The sequence below is a fragment of the Mesorhizobium sp. M0772 genome (assembly GCF_040320135.1).
In the GTDB taxonomy this organism is placed as follows: Bacteria; Pseudomonadota; Alphaproteobacteria; order Rhizobiales; family Rhizobiaceae; genus Mesorhizobium.
In genome coordinates this window covers 1-8,845 of record NZ_JAMYPB010000092.1, presented here as the reverse complement: position 1 = coordinate 8,845, position 8,845 = coordinate 1, and the positions used below count along the sequence as shown (strand labels likewise).

Genomic DNA, 8,845 nt, shown 5'->3' with positions numbered 1-8,845 from the left:
TTTACCTTCTGTCTTGGTCATGGTGGCGTTCCTTCCAGGGAATCGGTGACGTTGAACATCACCAGCCTGCCATGACCGCCCTCTCTCAGCGAATTTGCAGAACTCTCAGCACACTACCATCAGCCCTCAGAGCCTTTGGTAATAGACCGACCCCTCGCACCTGTTTGGGCTGGGTGTACAAGTCAGGTTTTCATCAGGTTCGACGAGCATGTCTGGCAGTAGAGCGCGACCACTTCCGTGCCCGCCCACTCGTCTGGCAGACACACACAGTAGAAAGATATGCCGTCAGCTACAAGCAGCGCCATCGTTTCCTGCCGCAGATCATCGCTGATCCGGTCTGGCCCTCCATCAGGTTCCCCTTGAGCCTGTGTCTCGTCGAGGAAATGGCCCGGGAGCGGGATCGTGGTTTCGTATGAGACAATCCGCCGGTGCGGCAACAAATGCGGTCCGCATACGGAGCCATTACGTTGCGGCACTTGATATTGCAGTGCAGCAAAGGTAGAGGGCCGCCCCTTATCGGAGTGTCGTCCATGGTCCTTACCAATACTGGTAGCGAGGCAGAACCCGTCGAACAGTCGAGCCATCCGGCAATCGAACAGCAAAGCCCCAAGGTGCTGATGCTAGGCGCGCTCGGCGTTGTCTATGGCGACATTGGCACCAGCCCGATCTACGCGTTCCGTGAGGCGCTGGTGGCGTCGTCGGGCGGCAATGTCGCCGAGCGCGGCGATATCCTCGGCGTGCTGTCGCTGATCATCTGGTCGCTGACTATTATCGTCACCATCAAGTACATCATGTTCGTGCTGCGCGCCAATAACGGCGGCGAGGGCGGCGTGCTGTCGCTGATGGCACTGGCGCGCGGCAGTTTCCCCAAGCGGTCGGCGGTGATCCTGGGCATCGGCATCGTCGGCGCCTCGCTGTTTTTTGGCGACGCGGTCATCACGCCCGCGATTTCGGTGCTTTCGGCCGTCGAAGGCATGAACGTCGTCACGCCTGCTTTCCAGCCTTATGTGGTGCCGCTGACCCTGGTCATCCTCGCCATGGTGTTCGCGGTGCAGCGCTTTGGCACGGGTGGGGTGGGATTAGTCTTCGGTCCGGTGACCGCTGTATGGTTCTTGGCGATCGGCCTTTCCGGTCTCAACCAGATCATCGCCGACCCGGAAATCCTGTGGGCGGTCAGCCCGCACTACATCGTCGCCTTCCTGATCAATTCGCCCGATGTCGCCTTCGTCACCATCGGCGCCATCTTCCTTGCCGTCACCGGCGCAGAAGCGCTCTATGCCGATCTCGGCCATTTCGGATGCAGGCCCATCGTGGTCGCCTGGCTGTGGATCGTGTTTCCCTGCCTGCTGCTCAACTATGCTGGGCAGGGCGCTTTCGTGCTGGCGAAGAACGGTCACGTCGGCCATCCATTCTTCGAGATGAACGAAGGCTGGACGCTGATCCCGATGGTGGTGCTGGCAACCGCCGCGACGGTTATCGCCAGCCAGGCGGTGATCTCCGGCGCCTTCTCGCTGACCCGGCAGGCGGTGCAGCTCAATATGCTGCCGCGTCTCGAAATTCTGCACACGTCGGAACGGCAGTCGGGCCAGATCTACATGCCGCGCGTCAATGTTTTGCTGGCGTTAGCGGTGATGTTGCTGGTCGTCGGTTTCGGCGAATCGAGCAAGCTGGCCTCCGCCTATGGCATCTCGGTGACCGGCAACATGCTGGTGACGACGGTGCTGCTGTTCGTCGTCATGACGCGCATTTGGAAATGGCGCCTGTGGGTGGCGGTGGCGATGACGGCGGTGTTCGCGTTCATCGACATCGGCTTCTTTGCCTCCAACATCGTCAAGGTGTTCGAGGGTGGCTGGGCGTCGCTTGCGGTGGCCTTCACCATCGTTCTGGCGATGTGGACCTGGATACGCGGCAGCCGCTATCTCTTCGACAAGACCCGCCGCAACGAAATCCCGCTCGATTTCCTCGCCGGCAATCTGTTGAAGAAGAAGCCGCAGCTGGTGTCCGGCACCGCCGTGTTCCTGACCAGCGATCCGCAAAGCGCGCCGACAGCGCTGATGCACAGCCTGAAGCACTACAAGGTGCTGCACGAGCAGAACGTCATTCTGTCGGTGGTCACCGCACCGCAGCCGCTGGTGCCCGACAGCGAACGGGTCAAGATGGAGACAGTCAACGAGTTTTTCATGCGGGTGACGCTGACCTTCGGCTATATGGAGCAGCCCAACATTCCGGGCGCGCTGGCGACCTGCCGCAAGCAAGGCTGGAAGTTTGACATCATGACGACATCCTTCTTCCTGTCGAGGCGCTCGCTCAAAGCCTCGCCCAATTCGGGCATGCCGGTGTGGCAGGACAAGCTGTTCATCGGGCTCGCCCGCTCGGCGGCCGATGCGACGGAGTATTTCCAGATCCCGACCGGACGTGTGGTCGAGATCGGCACGCAGGTGGCGATTTAGGGCATGCCGCGGTTGAGAAGAATCGGTGCTGTCAGATTGATTGAGCGGTAAGGAAAATCAGGTAGCAGCGCGCCCGGCACTGTAAGTTTCATCGGCTTGATGCAGCGATAGCTGGCCGGGACGGCTGTGACGCTGTAGCGACACAATGCATGGCGGCGTTACGCAGGTCTCGATGTTGAGCCGATGACAGCGCATTGCAGGGAAAGTGGAGCAGGTCGGCAATCGGATCATGGATGGAAACGAACCGCTGAAGCTGGCGTGCCGACTTGAAGCGTTTCATAATCCTTTCGCGTCGTCGGGTGGGCTGGTGCGAATTTTCCGCTCGATTATTCAGGCCTGTGTGCGACCGGTGTTCGACGCCGGGCATGAGGTCGCGCATGGCGGCATCATAGGATCGGAGCTTGTCGGTGATCATGATCCGTGGTGTCTGCCCTTGAGCCTTCAACCTGTGCATCAGACGCTTTGCCGCCTTGGCATTTCGGCGGCTTTGTACCAGCACTTCGAGGACGAAGCCGTCCTGATCGACGGCACGCCAGAGCCACTGCTTCTTGCCACTGATAGCCACGACACATTCGTCGAGATGCCATTTGTCGCCCATGCAGCCGGCTGACCGTCGCTTGATCTCTCGGGCGAAATTCCGTCCGAATTTCTCCGCGCAGCTTCGAACGGTCTGATGCGTGACGATGATGCCGCGGGCCGCCAGCATGCCCTCAACCATGCGCAGGCTGAGCGGAAAGCGAAAGTAGAGCCATACCGCGTGCGCAATGATCTCGGGGGAAAGCCGTGGCGACCATAGAGCGGACCACGAGCAACTTCTGACATGGCCCAATGTACGCACATCTTCATAGGCTGTCGGTTGACTTTACGGTGCCGCGCCAAGCGAGCAGCATCCGGCCGGCGGGGCCGACCCCGTCTCCCGGCCGTGAGCAGAACGGCATCGCGCAGGCGCTTCATCCTCGACGCAGCCAGCCTGCTTTGCCGTTACCGCCGCCGCCGAAAGCGCCAGGCGTTGCCGCCAGGCGCCGATCCGCCGGCAGCGGTTCGTCTCCACCGATGATCCGATTGCCAACCAGTTCCACTTTCTCCCAATACCTGCGTAACGCCGCTATGCAAATCTGGAAGAAAATCGCGTATGTCGCCGCAGCATGACAGCCGTCCCGGCCAGCTATCGCTGCATTAACCGCTGATATCTTTACACTGCCCGCACGCCTCTCGCGCGCCAACGGCCAGTCGGTGTCGCGAATTGAGGCGCGCTGAAGCCGTCCGGCTCAGCCGATCATGGCGCTTCGGTTGCCGGGTTCGAGGTCGTGGCCTCTGCCGCTGCGCGATTCTAGCATTTGCGCCTTGGAGAGCTCTGCTTCAGCCTCGGCGAGGCATGGCTCGGCTGCGGTTCTCTGCCGCAGAAGGTCCGATTGCGAATTCTTGACGTTGTCACGACGTAGGCGAGCGGCCTTGGCGAACGTCGGATAAGCGAAATGATTGACATCGGAGATGCCGGCCTTCGTTTCCTCGGCGTTTATCTGGAAGTCCAGTTCTCGCGCCATGCGTTCGAAATCGGCAATCATTATGTCTAGCTGGTGCAACTGTCGCCGCTTCTCATTCACCTGAAATTGCTTCAGTCGGACCAGACTACCTCGGGGCTTCATGACTCGGTACTCCGGTACACATTTCGTCCAATTCAAACCGCTCTCTCCCCTTAACGTTAGGCCTACAGCGACTCTCACGTTTTCTGCTGCGAGCGGAAACATATTTTCCAAAATCCTTGCCCGATGGCTATGAGTTCAATGGCATCGACAAGCATGCGAGCGGGGGACTTAAGGGGCGGTAAAAAAAAGGCGGAATAGGGCGATTTTCACAATGTCTGCATATGAACGCGTTGGGACCTGCGGCGGCTTGACACACAAAGCAATCGTCAAGATTTGCGACATGGACGCCGGGGGGCATGAATACGCCCGCCGTCAGCTACACGCGCCTATTATCGCCCACGCGGTCTGGCTTTATTTCCGGTTTCCGCTGAGCCTGCGCCTGGTTGAGGAAATGCTGCTGGAACGCGGCATCGTGGTTTCGTATGAGACAAGTCGCCGTTGGGGCATCAAGTTCGGGCCGGACTGCGCTCGCTGCTTGCGCCGCAAGCCGCCGTGCCGGAATGATGTCTGGTACCTGAACGAAGTGGTCGTCACCATCGCCCGGCAAAAAGCTTTGGTTGTGGCGCGCCGTCGACCAGGATGCGTGGCCAACCATGCCTCCTTTGGACACATGGCCTGCGCGAGGCAGAGCGCGACCGACAGCGCCGATGGCTTCTCAAGGGTGAGGCAGAAGCCGAGAATGCAGCGCGTGGCCACGTCGCTAACGATCGTAAGATATGCGCGGCCGATGAAGGTTCCACCACCGTCGACGACCTCAACGAAGTTGATGTCGGTGGGTGTGTGATCGATCTGGCAGACATCCAGCGGGTGCGTGGCATGGATGTAACCCGGCCGCGCCTTGAGCCGTTGAAGGATGCTTCGGGTTCGCTGATCTTTTCCTCGCGATCTACTCGGGGCTGAACAGCGAGGGTATGCGACGCGCGACGGTGAGATAGGATGGAGTGGCCAGGCCGGCCTCCTCGCAGCGAGCCCGGACCTCGGCCACGACGGGAGCGAGCGGCGGAGCCTCCAGCACGAGCCACTGCGTCTTCACGATAATCTCCTCGATATCCTGGTCAAGGCGCTTTTCCGAGTCCCCTCCCCGTCGCGCAGCAGCGACGTCACGGTCCGGTCGATGCGGTAGCGCGCCAGCAGATTGTAGATCTGGCGGGCGCAGCTCCGCGGCGGCCCGCTCGATCGGCGCCTGACGGGGCCCCGCACCATCGAGGATCTTATCCAGCTCGCGGGCTACACGACGTGCCGCGGACCATGCTTCATCGGAGAGAGATGGGGAAGGAGTTGCTTTTCGGTTGTGTAATCGGTTCGGCAAATGACCAATGAAATCGTTAGCGGAAAATCGGGGCTGTCGTAGCGCTAAAACCTAAACAACACCTCTTTTCCCTGTTTGAAATCGGGAAGTAAAAGCGACACCGGTAAACCAGCGAGCCATCTCCAATATGTGAATTGTGGATTGCTCCTCGACGGGAGTTGAGGGGCGGCTCCGCAAGCCTTACGACGCTCTTTGCGAGCCGTAGCTGCCGAGCTGGCAAAAGGCCGGGCTACGTCGCGCCAGCGCAATCGGCGCGCAGAAAATTAGGCCTACCCGCTTCGGGACCGCGGACCTCGTCAGCTTCTCGTAAGTATGCCCGAGTAGGTTGCTCAGCTGATCTGTGGACGTGAGGCTAGCGTGAACCGGCACAAATTTGACCCATCCAATGTAACAGCTTGGCGGCAGGTGCAGCCCCCGGCATCTCGAGAGCAAGCGGCACAGGCCGGGCAAGAGGGCTTTGAGCAGCGCTCGGGCGAGGCGCGTCAAGCCGCTGCCCAAATTCCCGCCCCCGGCGTTCCGGCTCTGCCAGACCCGTTCCATCCTCATCCGTCTCAGGGAGACCTGAGCCTCATCGAAGCCGCGGCCCCATGGGAAGCGCAGCCCATGATGCAAGGGAGCGGGCAAAAACACGCCGCGGCGCCGTACGCCGGAGGCAGTGGGTCGATGCTAGGTGCCTCGGTGCTGCAGCCGGGTCACTCAACGGCGCGCCATCATCATGCACCGGATTCGTCAGTGGTTGATCTGAATCCCGCACCGGTCGAGTTGCGTGACCATGCTCGTTCTGTGCCGGCGGCGGTGCAGCCAGATCCTTCAATAGTGGTCTCCGGTCACGACAAGCGTCCTCTTTATTCCAACGATGCGACTGTTGTCGAAGGGCTGAGGTCAGCACTCTATGCCGGTAAGGTCGGGGAGCGCTCGGTCAAGCGCCATGTAAATTCTCTTCTCGGCTTCGGTCGTTGGCTCTTTGATAATAACAGGCCGGGATTTGCTGCTCGGCTTGACGCGCTGGATCAGGATCTCAAGGAGTACGAGAGCAGGGTCGGCCCCTCGGAGTACGAGAGCAGGCGTGGCCCCTCGGACGTGGCTAGAGCAGTGGGTCGTCTCAAGACGTGGGCGGGCGGAGCGCCAGTGCTGGGCCGCGCTGTCCTGACTCCCGACCCTGCCGACGCCGCGCTCATCAGAAAATACACAGCGGCTCTCATCAAAGAGTACAAGGCAGCGTCTGCGACCGAGCCGAATCCCGCTACCATTCAGACCTATGGATCTGCTCTTAGACGTTTTAGTCAATACCTGGTTGAAAACAACAAGCCGGGGATTGCGGCTCGGCTTCACGAGGGGTCGCTGGATGAAGATGCCAAGCGCTATATGAACTCCGGTGGGATCAGTGCACTAGCTCATCTCCGGAAGTCCGAACTCAGGCGCGAAATTGCCCTTGCTGCTCGTCCGGAAGACGCAGTCGGCATGGAGGCTCGTGCCATTGGGGACGCCGCTGCGCAGCATAGCGGGCCGCACAAGGCATTGGGTCGGCCAGAGAAGCTCCCTGGGAAAGCTAATGAAGACGGGCGGGTGCTCGGCGCATTGCAATTGCTAGGCGACCAACATATCCAGAGGGATTACCAGCTCCTGGAGCAGGAGTTGCAGGGGAACAATCCAGAACTCGCCGCCCGGACGCGGTTCGTGGATCCCCTCGTAGCCCATTCTCATCTGCGCTTCGGCTCCGAGAGCGACAGGCTAAGCGCATTCCAGCGCATCGTCCATAATCAGAACGGTAACGACACAGCCGACTTCCTGTTCGTGCCAGTGAGCGATGCCGGTACGACTCGTGAGGAGCGCGGCACCCATTGGTCGCTGCTATTCGTTGATCGCCGCGACCGGGCACGGCCGGTTGCCCATCATTATGACTCCGCCGGGGAATACAATAAAGAGCTTGCAAAAGAGTTCGCAAAAAGGCTGGGCGCCCGCCTGGACTCACCCCGCATGGCCCAGCAGAGCAACAGGTGGGATTGCGGAGTCTACGTGGTGGACGGCACGCGGGCGCTGGTTGGGCGATTGCAAAGATGGCAGCCAGATGACCTGAACCTCAACAACCTCGTCGTCAATCGACAGGCACTACAAGCCCGACTCATGGGTGACGATACATCTGGAACGGCAAATTATCTCACGAACTTTGAACTCATGGACCGACACGCCCGAGACGCGGTTAAGGAAAGCCCCGTTGGGACGGGGGACGCCGCTGCGCAGCGCAGCGGGCCGCAGGAGACATTCAGTTGGCCGGAGAATCTCCCCCTTGGGGAAGCTAATGAAGACGACGCTGTTGTGGCATCGTCTTTCGTGCCTGGGCACCATCACCAAGCCTCGGATCCCGCAGGGTCCTTTCGTCCCCTGAGCTGGCGCGACGGCGACCAGCGCGCGCTGGACGAGCGGATCGCTGCACAGGACAGGAGCAACCAGCTACCAAGCGAGGAGGTCCTCATCAACCGTGAGCATGATACAGCGGAGTTGAGACCAGCGAAGAGGCAAAGGACCCTGAACAGTCGTCTGCAGGACGTTGCCACTGAGCCGCAGCTGAGCGAGACCGGCAATTCAGGCGCTCGCGTGCTGATGCAGGCCCCCACCCATCAAGTGGGTGCATTGCCATGGGAGGCGCAGCCCATGATGCAAGGGAGCGGACAAGAACACGCCGCGGCGCCGTACGCCGGAGGCAGTGGCGAGCACCTGGCACCGCATACCGGAGGCAGTGGGTCGATGCTGGGTGCCTCGGTGCTGCAGCCGGGTCACTCAACGGCGCGCCATCATCATGCACCGGATTCGTCAGTGGTTGATCTGAATCCCCCCGCACCGTTCGAGTTGCGTGACCATGCTCGTTCTGTGCCGGCGGCGCCTGCCGGGCCAGCGTTCGCCAGGGCTGAGGAGACGCCCTCCGCGGTTGGCGAGGCCGCGGTGGCCGAAAGGCTGGCTCGGTTGCAAAAGCAGACCGTCGACGCTGATTTGTCGGGATATTTCGACTCGATTCCGCACGCGGACCTTCTACGATCGCCATGGGAGGCGCAACTCATGACGCAAGGGAGCGGACAAGAACACGCCGCGGCGCCCTACGCCGGAGGCAGTGGGTCGATGCTGGGTGCCTCGGTGCTGCAGCCGGGTCACTCAACGGCGCGCCATCTTCATGCGCCGGATTCGTCAGTGGTTGATCTGAATCCCCCCTCACCGTCCGAGTTGCGTGACCCTGCTCGTTCTGTGCCGGCGGCGCCTGCCGGGCCAGCGTTCGCCAGGGCTGAGGAGACGCCCTCCGCGGTTGGCGAGGCCGCGGTGGCCGAAAGGCTGGCTCGGTTGCAAAAGCAGACGGTCGACGCTGATTTGTCGGGATATTTCGACTCGATTCCGCACGCGGACCTTCTACGATCGCCATGGGAGGCGCAACTCATGACGCAAGGGAGCGG

The 8,845-nt window shown here is 61.0% G+C and carries 3 protein-coding genes and 5 pseudogenes; 4 read left to right on the top strand and 4 right to left on the bottom strand.

The window, feature by feature from the left end:
- Positions 1-311: 311 nt before the first annotated feature.
- A pseudogene (locus NKI06_RS30325) lies at positions 312-447 on the top strand (IS6 family transposase); the annotation flags it as partial.
- An 83-nt stretch (positions 448-530) separates the two neighbouring features.
- Entirely contained in the window at positions 531-2,450 is a 1,920-nt protein-coding gene (locus NKI06_RS30320) for a potassium transporter Kup (protein ID WP_352987892.1), read from the top strand.
- Positions 2,451-2,538: 88 nt separating this feature from the next.
- Here NKI06_RS30320 and NKI06_RS30315 read toward each other — a convergent pair.
- The 3 genes and pseudogenes from NKI06_RS30315 to NKI06_RS30310 form a co-directional block, all read right to left on the bottom strand.
- Positions 2,539-3,272, bottom strand: a pseudogene (locus NKI06_RS30315) (IS6 family transposase).
- A gap of 50 nt (positions 3,273-3,322) precedes the next feature.
- Positions 3,323-3,483: pseudogene (locus NKI06_RS30990) on the bottom strand (DUF1403 family protein); the annotation flags it as partial.
- A 235-nt stretch (positions 3,484-3,718) separates the two neighbouring features.
- Positions 3,719-4,096 carry a flagellar export protein FliJ gene (locus NKI06_RS30310; RefSeq protein WP_352939102.1) on the bottom strand — a complete coding sequence of 126 codons (378 nt, stop codon included), beginning with the start codon at positions 4,094-4,096 and terminating at the stop codon, positions 3,719-3,721.
- Positions 4,097-4,376: 280 nt separating this feature from the next.
- On the opposite strand from NKI06_RS30310, the pseudogene NKI06_RS30305 reads away from it, so the two are divergent.
- A pseudogene (locus NKI06_RS30305) lies at positions 4,377-4,683 on the top strand (transposase family protein); the annotation flags it as partial.
- Positions 4,684-4,732: 49 nt separating this feature from the next.
- Here the strand turns inward: NKI06_RS30305 and NKI06_RS30985 are convergent.
- Positions 4,733-4,864: pseudogene (locus NKI06_RS30985) on the bottom strand (TnsB C-terminal domain-containing protein); the annotation flags it as partial.
- A 1,273-nt stretch (positions 4,865-6,137) separates the two neighbouring features.
- Here NKI06_RS30985 and NKI06_RS30295 point away from each other — a divergent pair.
- Positions 6,138-8,845 (top strand): Ulp1 family isopeptidase (locus NKI06_RS30295; protein WP_352987891.1); only part of this gene is annotated, 2,708 nt, incomplete at its 3' end.